The organism is Pseudomonas sp. IPO3749 (assembly GCF_013386605.1).
Taxonomy (GTDB): domain Bacteria; phylum Pseudomonadota; class Gammaproteobacteria; order Pseudomonadales; family Pseudomonadaceae; genus Aquipseudomonas; species Aquipseudomonas azotoformans_A.
The window spans coordinates 76,604-94,697 of record NZ_JACARN010000012.1; the positions used below are offsets into that span (position 1 = coordinate 76,604).

The window sequence follows — 18,094 nt, forward strand, 5'->3', positions numbered from 1 at the left end:
AGAGTCACCGGCCATCATAGCGGATCATGCCTATCGCCATCATAGGTGGAGTCAAAACGCCCCAGCCCCTAGAATCCCTCCCACGATTACAGGAGACGACTTCATGCTGATGGTGATTTCACCCGCCAAGACCCTCGATTTCGAGACTGCGCCTGCGACCCAGCGCTTTACCCAGCCGCAGTACCTGGACCATTCCCAGGAGCTGATCGAGCAACTGCGCGCGTTCAGCCCGGCGCAAATCAGCGAATTGATGCACGTATCCGACAAGATCGGCGGCCTCAACGCCGCGCGTTTCGGCAGCTGGACGCCTGCGTTCACGCAGGAAAACGCCAAGCAGGCGCTGCTGGCCTTCAAAGGCGACGTGTACACCGGCCTGAATGCCGAGACGTTCAGCGACGCCGACTTCACCTATGCCCAGGACCACCTGCGCATGCTCTCGGGCCTCTACGGTCTGCTGCGCCCGTTGGACCTGATGATGCCGTATCGCCTGGAAATGGGCACCAAACTGCCCAACGCCCGTGGCAAGGACCTGTACGCCTTCTGGGGCACGCGCATCAGCGAATGGCTCAACGAAGCGCTGGCCGAACAAGGCGATGACGTGTTGCTGAACCTGGCCTCCAACGAGTACTTCTCGGCGGTCAAGCGCACGGCGCTGAACGCGCGGATCATCAACACCGAGTTCAAGGACCTGAAGAACGGTCAGTACAAGATCATCAGCTTCTACGCCAAGAAAGCCCGGGGCATGATGAGCCGCTTTGTGATCGAAGAACGTATCAACGACCCGGCCAAGCTGAAGGAATTCGACGTGCAGGGCTATCGCTTCAATGCGGAGCAGTCGAAGCCGGATAACCTGGTGTTCCTGCGCGATCACGCACCGGAATAAAGCCGAACCCGCCTCTTAAGGCAATGAGATCCAAATGTGGGAGCGGCGGTGCGACGATTCGACTTGCTCGCGAATGCGGCGTGTCAGTCGATAGATTCTTCTCTGATCCACCGCATTCGCGAGCAAGCCCGCTCCCACAGTTTTGATTGCATTTCAACTTCCGAATCGCCATTTTTTTGGCGTCAAAAAATATCTTGATGCATCTCTAACAATTCTTTCACTCGACATCCGTCGTTTTTTTTCGTAGTGGCACCACTTTTTTTAAACACTAGTGGCACAAAACTATCTCCCTCGCCCAACTCCCCACAACTACTGGCCCAAATAGCAAGTGCTATCAATATAATACCAGTGCCATCTTTCCTAATATTTCAAGAAATTTCCGGAAACAGGATGAGCGGCCTGGAACTTCGTCTAAACGCACGGCTCATACCACCGGTAACGAAATTCTCTGTTTCTGTAAGAGATGACTTACATAACGACCCAAGGAAGTAGCGAAGTTGCCCCATCAACTTTGACTCATGGGTCATATCATCAACTGATATGAGTTGAGGGCGGCGATAAGGATGAATTGCTATCCCCTATAGGCCAAGGCAGCGCTTACCTAAATGTGTCAGTGATGACACCCAAGGTGCTGATAAATAAAGGCTTTAAGCCTCTATCTGCACCCTGCGGCACTGGCGTCGGCACCTTCCCCCAGGAAGGCCGGCTGCATTTCAGGGCAAGCCCCAATAACAAGGCCAAGTTGCGCACAACTTGAGTGCAATAGTTAGTCACTCACTAATTAACATGCCTGCACGCGGTAAGTCGGCGTCTATTCGCCCAACTTTCGTGGCATCAGTGACGCTTGCAAACATGAACTCCGGCCAATTATTGGCATGATTAACACAGAGGTAAATGCGATGCGCATCAGCATATTTGGTTTGGGTTACGTTGGCGCAGTGTGTGCCGGTTGCCTGTCTGCCCGTGGCCACGAAGTGGTGGGCGTAGACATCTCCAAGGACAAGATTGACCTGATCAATGCGGGCAAATCGCCAATCGTTGAACCCGGTCTGGGCGAGCTGTTGAGCCAGGGTATTCAGAACGGCCGGCTGCGCGGTACTACCAACTTCGCCGAAGCCATCCGCGACACCGACCTGTCGATGATCTGCGTCGGTACGCCAAGCAAGAAAAACGGCGACCTGGAACTGGATTACATCGAAGCGGTATGCCGCGAAATCGGCCTGGTCCTGCGTGACAAAACCACCCGCCACACCGTGGTCGTGCGCAGCACCGTGCTGCCAGGCACCGTGGCCAACGTGGTGATCCCGATCCTCGAAGACTGCTCGGGCAAAAAAGCCGGCGTCGACTTCGGTGTCGCGGTCAATCCGGAATTCCTGCGTGAATCCACCGCCATCGCCGACTACGACCTGCCACCGATGACCGTCATCGGTGAATTCGACAAAGCCTCCGGCGATGTCCTGCAGTCGCTGTACGAAGAGCTCGACGCACCGATCATCCGCAAGGACATCGCCGTTGCCGAGATGATCAAGTACACCTGCAACGTATGGCACGCCACCAAGGTGACCTTCGCCAACGAGATCGGCAACATCGCCAAGGCCGTGGGCGTCGATGGTCGTGAAGTGATGGAAGTGGTCTGCCAGGACAAAACCCTCAACCTGTCCCAGTACTACATGCGCCCAGGCTTCGCCTTCGGTGGTTCGTGCCTGCCCAAAGACGTGCGCGCCCTCACCTACCGTGCCGGTTCCCTGGACGTGGAAGCGCCGCTGCTCAACTCGCTGATGCGCAGCAACGAATCCCAGGTACAGAACGCCTTCGACATCGTGTCCAGCCACGACAAGCGCAAAGTCGCCCTGCTGGGCCTGAGCTTCAAGGCCGGTACCGATGACCTGCGCGAAAGCCCATTGGTCGAGCTGGCCGAAATGCTGATCGGCAAGGGCTACGACCTGAGCATCTACGACAGCAACGTCGAGTACGCCCGTGTCCACGGCGCGAACAAAGACTACATCGAAGGCAAGATCCCGCACGTGTCGTCCCTGCTCAACTCGGACTTCGACGACGTGATCAACAACTCCGACGTGATCATCCTGGGCAACCGCGATGAGAAATTCCGTGCCCTGGCGCAGAACGCACCGCACGGCAAGCAAGTGATCGACCTGGTGGGCTTCATGTCCAAGGCCACCAGCACGAGCGGTCGTACCGAAGGCATTTGCTGGTAACAGCAACGGCCAGTTCCAAGCTGCCAGCGTACTAATCCCCAGCGCTGGCAGCCTGGAGCCTTCTTCACCTTCGGATGACGCTTATGTCCAAGTTAAAACACATATTGCTCCAATCCGCCGGCTGGCTGTTCTTCCTCAGCCTGCTGATGGGACTCGCCCTGCTGCTACCGGCGAGTACGTTCGACTCCGAGTCGAAGAATTTTATTTTCCTGATTGGCGCCGTCGGCATCTGGCGCTACTCGATGGGTGCTACGCATTTCTTTCGCGGCATGCTGTTCCTGTACGTGGTCTACCCGCACCTGCGCCGCAAAGTGCGCAAGCTGGGCAAGGCTGCCGACCCGTCCCACGTGTTCCTGATGGTCACCAGTTTCCGGATCGATGCGCTGACCACCGCACAGGTCTACAGCTCGGTGATCCGTGAAGCCATCGAATGCGGCTTCCCGACCACCGTGGTCTGCTCGCTGGTGGAAATGTCCGATGAGCTGCTGGTGAAAAGCCTGTGGGAACGCATGAACCCGCCGGAACACGTGAAGCTCGACTTCGTGCGTATCGCCGGTACCGGCAAGCGCGACGGCCTGGCCTTTGGTTTCCGCGCCATCTCCCGCCACCTGCCGGATGACCGCGCAGTCGTTGCGGTGATCGACGGCGACACCGTGCTCGCCGAAGGCGTGGTACGCAAGACCGTGCCGTGGTTCCAATTGTTCGGCAATGTCGGCGGCCTCACCACCAACGAATTCTGTGAAGTACGCGGCGGCTACATCATGAGCGAGTGGCACAAACTGCGCTTCGCCCAACGCCACATCAACATGTGCTCCATGGCCCTGTCCAAGCGCGTACTGACCATGACCGGTCGTATGTCGGTGTTCCGTGCCAGCGTGGTCACCGACCCCGGCTTTATCGCCGACGTGGAAAGCGACTCGCTGCAACACTGGCGCCTGGGCCGCTTCAAGTTCCTCACCGGTGACGACAAGTCCAGCTGGTTCAGCCTGATGCGCCTGGGCTACGACACGTTCTACGTGCCGGACGCGGCGATCCATACCGTGGAACACCCGCCGGAAAAGAGCTTCATCAAGGCCAGCCGCAAACTGATGTTCCGCTGGTACGGCAACAACCTGCGCCAGAACTCCCGCGCCTTGGGCCTGGGTGTACGCCGCCTGGGTCTGTTCACCAGCGTGGTGTTGTTCGACCAACGCGTGTCGATGTGGACCTCCCTGCTCGGTCTGACCGTGGCAATCATCGCCACCTTCAAGTACGGCGGCGCGTTCATCCTCGCCTATCTGCTGTGGATCGGCATCACCCGCCTGATTCTCACCCTGTTGCTGTCGTGCTCCGGCCACACCATCGGCCCGGCTTACCCCGCGATTCTCTATTACAACCAGATCATGGGCGCGCTGGTGAAAATCTACGTGTTCTTCCGCCTTGATCAACAGTCCTGGACCCGCCAGGACACCAAACTGACCCGCGATTTGGCCAGCTTTCAACGTTGGTTCAACACCTGGTCGTCTCGGACCATGACCTTCTCCGCCGGCAGCATTTTCGTCGCCGTGTTGCTGATGATGGTCTGACAGCCAAGCCTGAATTAACTAGGAGCTACACCTATGAGTCAGAACACCATGAACAGCCAAGCAAACGTCAACGTTGTCCACGAATCCGAAGCCCAGCGCCAACATGCCCGCGTGAAAATCCCGGCCAAGCTGCGCTTCTTCAACACTGACCGCACGCCGACCGAAGCCCGGGTGATCGACCTGTCCGCCGGTGGCCTGGCCTTCACCTCGACCCAACCGTTGACCGTCGGCGAAGTGCACAAGGGCCGCCTGCAATTCGTGATCGATAACCTGGGCCTGGCCATGGACGTGGAGCTGCAGATCCGCTCCTACGACCGCCAGACCGGCCGCACCGGTTGCCAGTTCCAGAACCTGGAACCCCAGGATATTTCTACCCTGCGCCACCTGATCACCTCGCACTTGTCCGGTGACATCGTGACCATGGGCGACGTGCTGGCGACCCTGCAACGCGACAACTTCACCAAGGCGCGCAAGGTCAAGGACGGCGGCAGCAACATGACCGCCGCCGGCCGTCTACGCGCCGTGGTGTTCAGCGCAGGTATCTTCATCGTCGGCCTGGCCGCGTTCGGATTCATCTTCAAATCGGTGTACGGCATGTACTTCGTCAGCCACGCCCAGGCCGGCCTGGTCAGCGTACCCGGCATGAACGTGACCATGCCGCGCGACGGTACGGTGCAAAGCCTGCTCAAAGGTGACGGGATCGCCGCCAAAGGCGCGCCGCTCGCCACCTTCAGCACCAGCATGCTCGACGTGCTCAAGGGCCATTTGGATGAAGACCAACTGCAACCGGCCAAGGTCGAAGAGCTGTTCGGCAAGCAAATGACCGGCACCCTGACCTCGCCTTGCGATTGCGTGGTGGCCCAGCAAATGGTCGCCGACGGTCAGTACGCCAACAAAGGCGACGTGATCTTCCAACTGGTACCCCGCGGCAGCCTGGCCAATGTGGAAGCGCGCTTCACCTATCGCCAGTTCGCCGATGTTCGCCCAGGCACGCCGGTGAGCTTCCAAGTGGCCGATGAAGAACAGATCCGCACCGGCACCATCGTCAGCAGCACCAGCCTGAACAGCGCCGACCTGTCCTCCGACATCCGCGTGCAGATCAAGCCTGACGCACCGCTGGACAGCACCTACGCCGGTCGCCCGGTAGAAGTGACCAGCGACCGTGGCCCGTCGCTGAACTGGCTGATCGATAAAGCCATGGCTGCGGGTCTTTAATCATGAGCGCCCTTCGAAACCTGCCGGTGCCCCTGGCGCTGGCCATCGCCCTCGCCGGTTGCGCCGGCCTGCCCGACCAACGCCTGGCTAACGAAGCTTTGAAACGTGGCGACACCGTCACCGCGCAGCAGAATTACCAGCAACTGGCAGACCTGGGCTACAGCGAGGCCCAGGTGGGCCTGGCTGATATCCAGGTAGGCACCCGCGATCCGGCGCAAATCAAACAGGCCGAAGCCACCTACCGCGCGGCGGCGGACACTTCGCCCCGCGCCCAGGCCCGCCTCGGTCGCCTGCTGGTGGCCAAGCCTGGCAGCACCGAAGCCGAACACCATGAAGCCGAGGGCCTGCTGAAAAAAGCCTTTGCCAATGGCGAAGGCAACACCCTGATCCCGCTGGCGATGCTGTACCTGCAATACCCGCACAGCTTCCCGAATGTGAATGCGCAGCAGCAGATCAGCAAATGGCAGGCAGCCGGTTATCCGGAAGCTGGCCTGGCCCAGGTCCTGCTGTATCGCACCCAAGACACCTACGACCAGCATCTGGATGACGTAGAGCGCATCTGCAAGGCCGCGCTCAACACCACCGACATCTGCTACGTCGAACTGGCCACGGTCTACCAGAAAAAAGCTGAACCTGAGAAACAGGCCGAGCTGCTCAAACAGATGGAAGCCGGTTACAGCCGTGGCACCGTCACTGCACAACGCGTCGACAGTGTTGCCCGCGTACTCGGCGACGCCACGCTCGGCCAGCCGGACGAAAAAACTGCCCAGGCCCTGCTGGAAAAAATCGCCCCTGGTTACCCGGCGTCTTGGGTCAGCTTGGCGCAACTGCTCTACGACTTCCCGGAACTGGGTGACGTCGACCAGATGATGAAGTACCTGGACAACGGCCGCGCCGCCGACCAACCGCGCGCTGAACTGTTGCTGGGCAAGCTCTACTACGAAGGCAAGTGGGTGCCGGCTGACGCCAAGGCCGCCGAAGCGCACTTCGAAAAAGCCGTGGGCAAGGAAGTGGCCGCCGATTACTACCTCGGCCAGATCTACCGCCGTGGCTACCTGGGCAAGGTCTATCCGCAAAAAGCCCTGGACCACTTGCTGACCGCTGCGCGCAACGGCCAGAACAGCGCTGATTTCGCCATCGCCCAGCTGTTTTCCCAAGGCAAGGGCACCAAGCCCGACCCATTGAATGCCTATGTCTTCAGCCAGTTGGCCAAAGCCCAGGACACGCCAGAAGCCAATGACTTGGCCACGCAGCTGGAAACCCCGCTGACGCCTGAGCAACGCGCCCAAGGCCAACGCCTGGTGCAACAGGAACTGGCCGCCCGCGGCACCCTGGCCCAGAGCACGCTGCAACTGCACGCCCTGGATGAAGAAGACGACGGCGAGGAATCCCTATGAAGCTCAACCCATTCGTCAAGGCCGGTATCGGCCTGACCTTCGCCCTGCTGTGGTCGTGCCCGACCCTGGCTGCGCTGACCGAAGCCAAGAACTTCGGCCTGGAAGTCAAAGCCACCGCGCAGTCCGAAGACGACCGCGACCTGGGTACGCAGAAAGGCGGCGACGTCAACGGCGTCGGCCTCGACCTGCGCCCGTGGATCTACGGCGAAAGCGGCGCGTGGAGCGCCTACGCCATGGGCCAGGCCGTGGTCTCCAGCGACATCATCGAGACCGACCCGCTGCAGCAGTCGGCCGATGACGAAAACCAGCAGACTACCAACAACGACCGCAAGACCAAGAAAAACTACTTGGCCATGCGTGAGTTCTGGGTCGGCTACAGCGGCTTCACGCCCTACCCTGGCGAGATCCTCAAGCTGGGTCGCCAACGCCTGCGCAACGACGACGGTCAATGGCGCGACACCAACATCGAAGCGCTGAACTGGACGTTCGACACCACCCTGCTCAAGGCCAATGTCGGCGTTGCCGAACGCTTCAGCGAATACCGCACTGACCTCAAGGAACTGTCGCCCAAGGACAAGGACCGCCAGCACCTGTACGCCGACGCCGCCTACCAGTGGACGCCCGGCCAGTGGATCGGCCTGCGCGGTCACCATACCCATGACAACGGCAAGCTCGACTACCCGCAACCCGGCGTGCCGACCGATTCGTTGGACAAGCGTGAGAACGGCGACCTGAGCTGGCTCGGCATCGAAGCCAACAGCGACGCCTACAACTGGCGCAACACCAACACGGTCAACTACTGGGCCAGCGTCACCGGCATGCGTGGCGACCGCGACACCGTCAACGCGCTGAACGCCGATGGCACTCGCCCAACCAATGCCAAGCGCAGCGATGACGTGAGCGGCTGGGCCACCGACCTCGGCGTGCGTCTGCGCCTTGATCCGCAGTGGCAAGTGGGCGCGGCCTACTCCCGCGCCAGCGCCGAGTACGAGCAGAACGGCCTGCAGAGCAACCGTTCGAACTGGACCGGCACCCAGTCCCGCGTGCACCGCTTCGGCGAAGCCTTCCGTGGCGAGATGAACAACATGCAGTCCATGAGCCTGTTCGGTTCCTGGCAGCTGCGCGAGGACTACGACGCCAGCCTGGTGTACCACAAGTTCTGGCGCGTCGACGGCAACAAGCCGGTGGGCAGCAACGGCATCGATGCGGTGCAGAACAACACTGACGACGTGACCGGCGCGATCCTGTCCAGCACGTCCCTGCCGCTTGAAGACGGCAAGAAAGACCTGGGCCAAGAGATGGACCTGGTGGTCACCAAGTACTTCAAGACCGGCCTGTTGCCGGCTGCGCTGAGCCAGTCGATCGACGAGCCGTCGGCCCTGGTGCGTTTCCGTGCCGGTGTGTTCAAGCCGGGTGACGCCTATGGCAGCCAGGTCGATTCGTACATGCATCGCGCCTTTGTCGACGTGATCTGGAAGTTCTGATGGGAGCCTGCGCAATGAACCCTCAAGCCCTCAAAGGCTCGGTCCTGTTGGCGGCAGCGATGCTGCTGGCAAGCGGTGCTGCCCTGGCCGATGTCGCGCCGCAGGCGAAAGCGCCGACCATCGCCAAAGAGCTGCAACAGGCCAAGACCTACACCATCTCCAGCCCGCCGACCGCGCCGCTGGAAATGGCCAAGCCGACGCTGCCGGATCTGTCGGGCTACACCGATGCGGCAATGGAAAAGAAAATCGTCAGAGGCAAGCCAGGCAAGGTCAGCCTGCGCCGCATGATGCAGGAAGACGCCCTCAAGGACTTCATCGGCGGTGACAACAAGATGGCCGAATGGGTGGTGCGCCAGCACGGCATTCCCCAGGCGATCTTTGTCGACGACGGCTACATGAACCTCAAGGACCTGCTGGGCAAGGTGCCCAAGCAGTACCTGAGCGAGACCTCGCCGGGTGTGATCGTGGCCAAACTGCCGATCGTGGTCGGCCGCAAGGGCATCCTGGAAATCGACAAGAAGACCCAGGAGCTTCGCCTGTCCCAGGAAGCCGGTTCGTTCCTGATCAACGACGGCCAGTTGTTTGTGCGTGACACCAAAGTCACCGGCTGGAGCGAAAAGGCCAACGGCCCGGCGCTGTTCAAGTCGCCGAAAGAATTCCGCCCGTTCCTGCTGGCCTGGGGCGGCACCGAGACGTACATCTCCAACACCAAGATGGCCAGTTTCGGCTACGCCAACAGTAAGTCTTACGGGGTGAGTATTTCCCAATACACGCCGAACATGGCCAAGGTGCTCAAGCGTGCGGAGCCGACCGGCTGGATCATCAACTCCGAGTTCTCGGACATGTGGTACGGCTTCTACTGCTACGAGACCACAGGCTTCGTGATCAAGGGCAATACCTACAAGGACAACATCGTCTACGGCATTGACCCCCATGACCGTTCCCACGGCCTGATCATCGCGGACAACACCGTCTACGGCACCAAGAAGAAGCACGGCATCATCATTTCCCGGGAAGTGAACGACAGCTTCATCTTCAACAACCGCAGCTACGACAACAAGCTCTCGGGCTTGGTGCTCGACCGTAACAGCGTCAACAACATCGTGGCCGACAACGAGTTCTACCGTAACCACACCGACGGCATCACCCTCTATGAGAGCGGCGACAACCTGCTGTGGGGCAACAAGGTGATCGCCAACCGTCGCCACGGTATCCGCGTGCGTAACAGTGTGAACATCAAGTTGTACGAGAACACCTCGATGGCCAACGGCCTGACCGGGCTGTACGGCCACATCAAGGACTTGACCGACACCGACCGTGACATCGCCCTCGACCCGTTCGACGCCAAGGTCTCGCTGATCGTGGTCGGCGGTGAGCTGGCGGGTAACGGCAGCGGGCCGCTGTCCATCGACTCGCCGTTGAGCGTGGAGCTGTATCGCGTGTCGATGCTGGCGCCGACCAAATCCAGCGGCATCAGCTTCAACGGCGTGCTGGGCGATCGCCAGGAAGAGATTCTCGACCTGCTGGTGCGCCAGCAGAAAGCCGTGCTGATCGACCCTGTCGAACGCCAGACCGAATTGCAGGACTGAGGATGACCCTTATGCACCCACACATGATCAAATTGCTGAGCCTCTCGGGTCTGACCCTCGGCCTGCTCGCGGCCAGCCAGGGCGTGCGCGCCGACGAAATCAAGGCGCCGACCTTCACCGCCGAGCCGTGCTGCAGCCTGTGCCCGGCCGCCCATGATGCGAAGAACTACACCACGCGCTACCAGCAGAACTTCACCACCCTGGTGCAAGCCCAGGGCGACTGGCTGTTCCGGACTCAGGAAGACCTGCGCACCGAGTTCGACACCACCCCGTCCGGCTACAAGCGCATGCAGCAGTTGCACGATGCGTTCAAGGCCAAGGGCGTGGAACTGGTGGTGGTCTACCAGCCGACGCGCGGCCTGGTGAACCGCAACAAGCTCAACCCAGAAGAGAAAGCCAAGTTCGATTTCGACAAGGCGCTGGGCAACTACAAGACCATGCTCGGCCGTTTCGCCAAGATGGGCTACGTGGTGCCGGACCTGTCGCCGTTGACCAATGAGCAGTTGCCGGACGAGTTGCCGGCCCACGACTTCTACTTCCGTGGTGACCAACACTGGACCCCGTATGGCGCCCAGCGCACCGCGAAAATCGTTGGCGAGAAAGTACGCGCCATGCCTGAGTTCGCGGATATTCCCAAGCGCGAATTCGAGACCAAACGCTCCGGACGCATGGGCAAGACCGGCACCCTGCACAACATGGCCGGGCAACTGTGCGGCACCAGCTACGCGATCCAGTACATGGACCAGTTCACCACCGAGCCCAAGGGCGAAGCGGGCGACGGCGACCTGTTCGGCGACTCGGGCAACCCGCAGATCACGCTGGTGGGCACCAGCCACAGCGGCAAGAACTACAACTTCGCAGGGTTCCTGGAGCAGGAAATCGGCGCCGACATCCTCAACGTCGCCTTCCCTGGCGGTGGTCTTGAAGGCTCGATGATCCAGTACCTGGGCAGCGACGAATTCCAGAAGACCCCGCCAAAAATCCTCATCTGGGAGTTCTCGCCGCTGTATCGCCTAGACCAGGAGACCATCTACCGCCAGATGATGTCGCTGCTGGACAACGGCTGCGAAGGCAAGCCGGCACAGATGACGGCCAGCACTTCGTTGAAGCCGGGCAAGAACGAATTGATGGTGAACAGTTCGAACAAAGACCTGCGTAATGCCAATCACCAGGTTGATATCCGCTTCGCCGACCCGTCGGTGAAAACCCTGCAAGCCACCCTCTGGTACATGAACGGGCGCCACGAGGACATCAAGATCGAGAAACCCGAAACATCCGATACAGACGGGCGTTTCGCCTTCGAACTGCGTACCGATGAAGACTGGGCCTCGCAGAACTTGCTGGCCGTGGAAGTCCAGGGCCCGGAAGCGGGCCAGGCTGCGCAGAAGGTTGAAGCGAAAATTTGCACACGCAACGTATTCCCAGCGGGCGGTCAACAGACTGCCTCGACAGGGCAATGAGGTTACCTATGCAGAAGTTATTGATTCCAACGCTGCTGGGCCTGGCGATGTTCGCCGGTTCAGTCAACGCCGCCGCCCCACTGCGTCCACCCCAGGGCTATTTCGCCCCAGTGGAAGCGTTCAAGACCGGCGACTTCAAGAATGACTGCGACGCCATGCCGGCGCCGTACACCGGCTCGCTGCAATTTCGCAGCAAGTACGAAGGTTCGGACAAAGCCCGCGCCACCTTGAACACCCAGTCCGAAAAAGCCTTTCGCGACAGCACCTCCGACATCACCAAGCTGGAAAAAGACACCAGCAAGCGCGTGATGCAGTTCATGCGTGACGGTCGCCCGGAGCAGCTGGAATGCACGCTCAACTGGCTGACCAGCTGGGCCAAGGCAGACGCACTGATGTCCAAGGACTTCAACCACACCGGCAAGTCCATGCGCAAATGGGCGCTGGGCAGCATGGCTTCGGCCTATGTGCGCCTGAAGTTCTCCGACTCGCACCCGCTGGCCAACCACCAGCAGGAATCGCAGCTGATCGAAGCCTGGTTCAACAAACTGGCCGATCAGGTGGTGAGCGACTGGGACAACCTGCCGCTGGAAAAAACCAACAACCACTCCTACTGGGCCGCCTGGTCGGTGATGGCCACGTCCGTCGCCACCAACCGTCGCGACCTGTTTGATTGGGCCGTCAAGGAATACAAGGTCGGCGTGAACCAGGTCGATGACCAGGGCTTCCTGCCCAACGAATTGAAGCGCCAGCAACGCGCGTTGTCGTACCACAACTACGCGCTGCCGCCGCTTTCGATGATCGCCAGTTTTGCCCTGGTCAACGGTGTGGACCTGCGCCAGGAAAACAACGGCGCGCTCAAGCGCCTGGGCGACAAGGTGCTGGCCGGGGTTAAGGACCCAGAGATCTTCGAACAAAAGAACGGCAAAGAGCAGGACATGAAGGACTTGAAACAGGACATGAAATTCGCCTGGCTCGAACCTTTCTGCACCCTCTACACCTGTGCGCCGGATGTGCTCGAGCGCAAGCACGGGATGCAGCCCTTCAAGACGTTCCGCCTCGGGGGTGACCTGACCAAGGTCTACGACCCGACGCACGAAAAAGGCAACAAAGGCTCCTAAGGCTCAATGGATTACCTGTAGTGAGCGGGCTTGCCCCGCTCACCACAAAAAGCTGCATTGCCGTCCATGGAAACCATGGGGGGTTTGGGGGGGCTGTAGCCCTTGACTGTTGGTTAAACATGGAGAGATCGGGATGGTTTTCTCGTCCAATGTGTTCCTGTTTCTGTTCTTGCCGATCTTTCTCGGCTTGTACTACTTGAGCGGGCAACGCTATCGCAACTTGCTGCTGCTGTTGGCCAGCTACGTGTTCTACGCCTGGTGGCGAGTGGACTTCCTGGCACTGTTCGCCGCCGTGACACTGTGGAACTACTGGATCGGCCTCAAGGTCGGTGCGGCCGGCGTGCGCACCAAGCCGGCCCAACGCTGGCTGCTATTGGGCGTGGTGGTTGACCTGTGCATTCTCGGCTACTTCAAGTACGCCAACTTCGGCGTCGACAGCATCAACGTCATGATGAAGTCGGCCGGCCTGGAGCCGTTCATCCTGACCCACGTGCTGCTGCCGATCGGGATCTCGTTCTACATCTTCGAGTCCATCAGCTACATCATCGACGTGTACCGTGGTGATACCCCGGCGACCCGCAACCTGATCGACTTTGCGGCGTTCGTGGCGATCTTCCCGCACTTGATTGCCGGCCCGGTGTTGCGCTTTCGCGACCTGGCCGACCAGTTCAACAACCGCACCCACACCCTCGACAAGTTCTCCGAGGGCTGCACGCGGTTCATGCAGGGTTTCATCAAGAAGGTGTTCATTGCCGACACCCTGGCAGTGGTGGCCGACCATTGCTTTGCCCTGCAAAACCCGACCACGGGCGACGCCTGGCTCGGCGCGCTGGCCTACACCGCGCAGCTGTATTTCGACTTCTCCGGCTACAGCGACATGGCCATCGGCCTGGGCTTGATGATGGGCTTCCGCTTCATGGAGAACTTCAAGCAGCCGTACATCAGCCAGTCGATCACCGAGTTCTGGCGGCGCTGGCACATCAGCCTGTCCACCTGGCTGCGTGACTACCTGTACATCACCCTGGGCGGCAACCGCAAAGGCACGCTGACCACCTACCGCAACCTGTTCCTGACCATGCTGCTAGGTGGCCTGTGGCACGGTGCGAACATCACCTACATCGTCTGGGGTGCGTGGCACGGCATGTGGTTGGCGATTGAAAAAGCCATCGGCCTCAACACTTCGCCGCGCAGCTTCAACCCGGTGCGTTGGGCCTTCACCTTCCTGCTGGTGGTGATGGGCTGGGTGATCTTCCGCGCCGAGAACCTGCACGTCGCCGGCCGTATGTACGGTGCGATGTTCAGCTTTGGCGAGTGGTCGCTGTCGGAACTCAACCGCGCCAACCTCACCGGCCTGCAAGTGGCCACCCTGGTGGTGGCGTACGCAACCCTGGCGTTCTTCGGCCTGCGCGACTTCTACACCAACCGTCCTGCCGAGAAGACCGAGAAAGCCCAGCCAGCCGACCCGAGCCTGATCAAGGCCGTACCGGGCGACAACCCAGGCAGCATCCACGAACCCGGCTTCACCGTGGGCCAGGATGCCGCCGTGCAACCGGCCTACTGGACCGCTGACTGGCCACGCTACGCCATGCGCGCTGCGGTGCTGCTGCTGTTCGTGGCGTCGATTCTCAAACTGTCGGCGCAGAGTTTCTCGCCGTTCCTTTACTTCCAATTCTGAGGGAGCCGACCATGACCCGTTCATTACGCGTCCTCTATATCGGCCTGTTCCTGGTGCTGCTGCTGGCCCTGGGCGCATGGTCGCTGCGCAGTTTCTTCGGTTTCAGCACCAATGCCGACGCCACCGTGCTCAACGGTCGCTGGACCAAAGCCGTCGAGACCCACTACGACGACGAGTTCCCGATCAAGCGCATCGGCACCAACCTGTGGGCGGCGCTGGACTACAAGCTGTTCAACGAAGGCCGCCCTGGCGTGGTGCTGGGCCGCGATCACTGGTTGTACAGCGACGAGGAGTTCAACCCCGCCGTCAACGAAGACCAGAACCTGCAAGGCAACTACGCGCTGGTCGAAGGCGTGCGCCAGAAGCTCAAGGCCCAGGGTATTCAACTGGTGATGGCGATCGTGCCGGCCAAGGTGCGCCTCTACCCGGAACACCTGGGTGAAGTGAAACCGGCGAGCATCCACGCCAACCTCTACGACGACTTCCACGCCCGTGTCGCGGCCGACAAGATCATCGCCCCGGACCTGCTCGGCCCGCTGCAACAGGCCAAGCTCGGCGGTAAGCAGGTGTTCCTGCGCACCGACACCCACTGGACCCCGGACGGTGCCGAAATCGCGGCCAAGCAATTGGCCAAGACCATCGCCGACAAGACGCCACTGAGCGGCGAGCCGCAGCGCTTTGTCACCGAGGCCGAGCACACCGCGCCGCACAAAGGCGACCTGCGTCTGTTCCTGCCGCTGGACCCGCTGTTTGAAAACCTGATGCCGCCGAAAGAGCCGCTGGAAAAACGCGTGACGCACCTGGCCGAAACCAAAGGTGACGACGCCCTGTTCAGCGACAGCGAAACCCCAGTGGCCCTGGTCGGCACCAGCTACAGCGCCAACCCCAACTGGAACTTCGTCGGCGCCCTCAAGCAAGCCTTGGGCAGCGACGTGGTCAGCTACGCCGAAGACGGCCATGGCCCGATCCTGCCGATGCTCAGCTACCTGAAAAGCGATGACTTCAAGAACAGCCCACCCCAGGTGCTGATCTGGGAGTTTCCTGAACGTTATCTGCCCGTGAACAACGAAATCGGTGATGCCGACCCCGCGTGGGTTGCGCAGCTTAAACAAGCCGGTTCGCGCCAACAGAACATGGCTATCAACACTAAATCCGAGACGCCCGACCGGGCGCAAAACTGAAAGAGAGGTAACTCACATGACTTTCACTACAACTCCTCGTCGTCTCGCTAAAACCCTGGCTATCGCGGCCGGCCTGAGCTTCGTTTCGATGTCCGCCTTCGCCGGTGGCGACGCGGCCCTGTACGGCCCTACCGCGCCAAAAGGCTCGAGCTTCGTGCGGATCTACAACGCCAGCAACCAGGAAGTCAGCGCCACCGTCGGCGCCACCAACCTGAGCGACGTTGCACCACTGGCCAGCAGCGACTTCAGCTTTATGCCCGGCGGTGACTACAGCGCCAAGGTCGGCAGCCAGACCGTACCGGTCAAACTCGCAGCCGACCACTACTACACCCTGGTCAACAGCGGCAGCGGCCAGCCACAACTGATCGAAGAGCCACCGTTCAAGAACAAGCAGAAGTCCCTGGTGCGCGTGCAGAACCTCAGCGACAAGGCCCTGACCTTGAAGACGGCTGACGGCAAGACCGATGTGGTCAAGGCCGTTGCGGCCAAAGGGCGTGGCGAGCGTGAAATCAACCCGGTGAAGGTGAGCCTGGCGTTGTATGACGGTGACAAGAAAGTTGGCGATGTGAAGCCGGTGGCCCTGGAGCGTGGTGAGGCAGCGGTGCTGTACGTCACCGGTTCTGGGTCGAGCCTGTCGCCAGTCTGGGTGAAACGCCCCGTGTCGACCCGCTAAACCATTTTCCGGGTTGGTTAAGACCAACCCGGACCGAGACAAAAACAAGAGTGAAACGACAAACCTTCGTAGCTCTGACCCAAATCGATTCAAGGAGAAACACCCATGATTCCAGTAATCCTTTCCGGTGGTAGCGGCTCACGTCTTTGGCCGCTTTCCCGTAAACAGTTCCCTAAACAATTTCTGGCCCTGACCGGCGAGCACACGCTGTTCCAGCAAACCCTGGAACGCCTGGTGTTCGAAGGCATGGACACCCCGATCGTGGTCTGCAACAAGGACCACCGCTTTATCGTCAACGAGCAGTTGGCCGCGCGTAAGCTGGAAAGCCAGCGCATCCTGATGGAACCGTTCGGCCGCAACACCGCGCCGGCCGTGGCCCTCACCGCGATGATGCTGGTCAATGAAGGCCGCGACGAGCTGATGCTGGTGCTGCCCGCCGACCACGTGATCGACGACCAGAAAGCCCTGCAACGCGCGCTGGCACTGGCCACCGTGGCCGCCGAGCGTGGCGAGATGGTGCTGTTCGGCGTACCGGCCACCCGTCCGGAAACCGGTTATGGCTACATCAAGTCCACCAACGATTCGCTGCTGCCCGAAGGCGTGAGCCGCGTCGAGCAGTTCGTGGAAAAACCCAATGAAAAACGCGCCATCGAGTTCGTCAAAAGCGGCGGTTACTTCTGGAACAGCGGCATGTTCCTGTTCCGCGCCAGCCGCTTCCTCGAAGAACTGAAAAAGCACGATCCGGACATCTACGACACCTGCCTGCTGACGCTGGAGCGCAGCGAACAGGATGCAGACACCGTGTCCTTCGACGAAGCCACCTTTGCCTGCTGCCCGGACAATTCCATCGACTACGCCGTGATGGAAAAAACCCAGCGCGCCTGCGTGGTGCCGCTGAGTGCCGGTTGGAGTGACGTGGGTTGCTGGGCGTCGTTGTGGGCCGTCAACGACAAAGACGTGCACGGCAACGTGAGCAAAGGCGACGTGGTGATCCAGGACAGCCGCAACTGCATGATCCACGGCAACGGCAAACTGGTGTCGGTGATCGGCCTGGACAATATCGTGGTGGTGGAAACCAAGGACGCGATGATGATTGCCCACAAGGACAAGGTCCAGGGCGTCAAGCAGATGGTCTCGACCCTCAACGACCAGGGCCGCAGCGAAACCCAGAACCACTGCGAAGTCTATCGTCCGTGGGGCTCCTACGACTCGGTGGACATGGGCGGGCGTTTCCAGGTCAAGCACATCTCGGTCAAGCCGGGCGCATGCCTGTCACTGCAGATGCACCACCACCGCGCCGAACACTGGATCGTGGTCAGCGGCACCGCCGAAGTGACCTGTGACGAGAACGTGTTCCTGCTCACCGAGAACCAGTCCACCTACATCCCGATCGCCTCGGTGCACCGCCTGCGCAACCCGGGCAAGATCCCGTTGGAGATCATCGAAGTGCAATCGGGCAGCTACCTGGGCGAAGACGATATCGAGCGCTTTGAAGATATCTACGGTCGCTCGACGCCGGTTGAACGTGGCGTGTCGGTGAAAACTATCGCGCAGTAAAAGAGTCGTACAAGAAGCCCCCGTCCAGCCGACTGCGTCCCCTATCCGCAGCCGGTTGGGCGGGGGCTTTTTTAGTTCACA

At 60.5% G+C, this 18,094-nt stretch carries 13 protein-coding genes; all 13 read left to right on the plus strand.

The window, feature by feature from the left end; all coding sequences use genetic code 11:
• The first annotated feature begins 103 nt into the window (after window positions 1-103).
• Entirely contained in the window at window positions 104-883 is a 780-nt protein-coding gene (yaaA, locus tag HX812_RS05040; RefSeq protein ID WP_038849954.1) for a peroxide stress protein YaaA, read from the plus strand.
• A gap of 899 nt (window positions 884-1,782) precedes the next feature.
• The gene (locus HX812_RS05045) at window positions 1,783-3,099 is read left to right on the plus strand and encodes a nucleotide sugar dehydrogenase (protein ID WP_033899577.1); all 1,317 of its coding nucleotides are present in this window, start codon (window positions 1,783-1,785) and stop codon (window positions 3,097-3,099) included.
• Window positions 3,100-3,182: 83 nt separating this feature from the next.
• Window positions 3,183-4,664, plus strand: coding sequence for a mannuronan synthase (gene alg8, locus HX812_RS05050; protein ID WP_161630253.1), 1,482 nt, complete (start codon window positions 3,183-3,185; stop codon window positions 4,662-4,664).
• Window positions 4,665-4,712: 48 nt separating this feature from the next.
• Window positions 4,713-5,879, plus strand: coding sequence for an alginate biosynthesis protein Alg44 (locus HX812_RS05055; RefSeq protein WP_038850058.1), 1,167 nt, complete (start codon window positions 4,713-4,715; stop codon window positions 5,877-5,879).
• A 2-nt stretch (window positions 5,880-5,881) separates the two neighbouring features.
• Entirely contained in the window at window positions 5,882-7,276 is a 1,395-nt protein-coding gene (algK, locus tag HX812_RS05060; protein ID WP_033899571.1) for an alginate biosynthesis TPR repeat lipoprotein AlgK, read from the plus strand.
• Window positions 7,273-8,760, plus strand: coding sequence for an alginate export family protein (locus tag HX812_RS05065; RefSeq protein WP_038849953.1), 1,488 nt, complete (start codon window positions 7,273-7,275; stop codon window positions 8,758-8,760). The genes algK and HX812_RS05065 overlap by 4 nt, the downstream gene beginning before the upstream one ends.
• A complete protein-coding gene (algG, locus tag HX812_RS05070; RefSeq protein ID WP_038849951.1) occupies window positions 8,760-10,349 on the plus strand; it encodes a mannuronan 5-epimerase AlgG in 1,590 nt (529 codons plus the stop codon). Before HX812_RS05065 ends, algG begins: the two co-directional genes overlap by 1 nt.
• Window positions 10,350-10,360: 11 nt before the next feature.
• Window positions 10,361-11,809, plus strand: coding sequence for an alginate O-acetyltransferase (locus HX812_RS05075; protein ID WP_038850057.1), 1,449 nt, complete (start codon window positions 10,361-10,363; stop codon window positions 11,807-11,809).
• An 8-nt stretch (window positions 11,810-11,817) separates the two neighbouring features.
• Window positions 11,818-12,927: a mannuronate-specific alginate lyase gene (locus HX812_RS05080; RefSeq protein WP_152514753.1), complete on the plus strand. Its 1,110-nt coding sequence runs from the start codon at window positions 11,818-11,820 to the stop codon at window positions 12,925-12,927.
• Window positions 12,928-13,060: 133 nt separating this feature from the next.
• A complete protein-coding gene (locus HX812_RS05085; RefSeq protein ID WP_038849948.1) occupies window positions 13,061-14,602 on the plus strand; it encodes an MBOAT family protein in 1,542 nt (513 codons plus the stop codon).
• Window positions 14,603-14,613: 11 nt separating this feature from the next.
• Window positions 14,614-15,783: an alginate O-acetyltransferase gene (locus tag HX812_RS05090; RefSeq protein ID WP_038849947.1), complete on the plus strand. Its 1,170-nt coding sequence runs from the start codon at window positions 14,614-14,616 to the stop codon at window positions 15,781-15,783.
• Window positions 15,784-15,799: 16 nt separating this feature from the next.
• Window positions 15,800-16,456: an alginate O-acetyltransferase AlgF gene (locus HX812_RS05095; RefSeq protein WP_021491856.1), complete on the plus strand. Its 657-nt coding sequence runs from the start codon at window positions 15,800-15,802 to the stop codon at window positions 16,454-16,456.
• Between the two features lie 105 nt (window positions 16,457-16,561).
• Complete coding sequence (locus HX812_RS05100) at window positions 16,562-18,013, plus strand: mannose-1-phosphate guanylyltransferase/mannose-6-phosphate isomerase (RefSeq protein ID WP_038849944.1); 1,452 nt, start codon at window positions 16,562-16,564, stop codon at window positions 18,011-18,013.
• Window positions 18,014-18,094 lie beyond the last annotated feature (81 nt).

Bases quoted from the DNA above. Each gene is read 5' to 3' on its own strand.
- HX812_RS05080 (WP_152514753.1), top strand. From the start codon at position 11,818: ATGCAGAAGTTATTGATTCCAACGCTGCTGGGCCTGGCGATGTTCGCC.
- yaaA (WP_038849954.1), top strand. From the start codon at position 104: ATGCTGATGGTGATTTCACCCGCCAAGACCCTCGATTTCGAGACTGCG.
- HX812_RS05085 (WP_038849948.1), top strand. From the start codon at position 13,061: ATGGTTTTCTCGTCCAATGTGTTCCTGTTTCTGTTCTTGCCGATCTTT.
- HX812_RS05055 (WP_038850058.1), top strand. From the start codon at position 4,713: ATGAACAGCCAAGCAAACGTCAACGTTGTCCACGAATCCGAAGCCCAG.
- HX812_RS05090 (WP_038849947.1), top strand. From the start codon at position 14,614: ATGACCCGTTCATTACGCGTCCTCTATATCGGCCTGTTCCTGGTGCTG.
- HX812_RS05095 (WP_021491856.1), top strand. From the start codon at position 15,800: ATGACTTTCACTACAACTCCTCGTCGTCTCGCTAAAACCCTGGCTATC.
- alg8 (WP_161630253.1), top strand. From the start codon at position 3,183: ATGTCCAAGTTAAAACACATATTGCTCCAATCCGCCGGCTGGCTGTTC.
- HX812_RS05045 (WP_033899577.1), top strand. From the start codon at position 1,783: ATGCGCATCAGCATATTTGGTTTGGGTTACGTTGGCGCAGTGTGTGCC.
- HX812_RS05065 (WP_038849953.1), top strand. From the start codon at position 7,273: ATGAAGCTCAACCCATTCGTCAAGGCCGGTATCGGCCTGACCTTCGCC.
- HX812_RS05100 (WP_038849944.1), top strand. From the start codon at position 16,562: ATGATTCCAGTAATCCTTTCCGGTGGTAGCGGCTCACGTCTTTGGCCG.
- algK (WP_033899571.1), top strand. From the start codon at position 5,882: ATGAGCGCCCTTCGAAACCTGCCGGTGCCCCTGGCGCTGGCCATCGCC.
- HX812_RS05075 (WP_038850057.1), top strand. From the start codon at position 10,361: ATGCACCCACACATGATCAAATTGCTGAGCCTCTCGGGTCTGACCCTC.
- algG (WP_038849951.1), top strand. From the start codon at position 8,760: ATGGGAGCCTGCGCAATGAACCCTCAAGCCCTCAAAGGCTCGGTCCTG.